Source organism: Stenotrophomonas sp. A3_2, assembly GCF_036624925.1.
GTDB lineage: Bacteria > Pseudomonadota > Gammaproteobacteria > Xanthomonadales > Xanthomonadaceae > Stenotrophomonas > Stenotrophomonas hibiscicola.
Genome location: NZ_JAZKVY010000172.1, coordinates 1 through 345 on the forward strand (window position 1 = coordinate 1; position 345 = coordinate 345).

General features: G+C 71.3%; 1 protein-coding gene. It reads right to left on the reverse strand.

Annotation, left to right across the window (positions count from 1 at the left end; genetic code table 11):
* On the reverse strand, positions 1–345 hold a 345-nt coding region (locus R5H29_RS05460; protein WP_332328879.1), incomplete at both ends, for a carbamoyl-phosphate synthase domain-containing protein.

Sequence of the window (345 nt, forward strand, 5' to 3'; positions counted from 1 at the left end):
CACCCGGCGGCGGCGAGGCACCGCAGAATGTTGCGTTTGGCGCCGTAATCGACGGCGACGACGTGATGCGTGGGCGCCGTCTGACGGCCATAGCCCGCGGGCCAGGCATAGGCGGTTTCGTCCCACGCGTAGCTCTGCGTGCAGGAAACCTCCTTCGCCAGATCCATGCCCTCCAGCCCCGGCCAGGCGGCGGCGCGCGCCTGCAGGGCCGGGATATCGAAGCGGCCATCGGCCGGATACGCCAGAATGCCGGTGGGGGCGCCGCCGTCGCGTATGCGCACGGTGAGCGCCCGGGTATCAACGCCGGAGATGCCGGTGATGCCGCGCGCGCGCAGCCAAGCATCC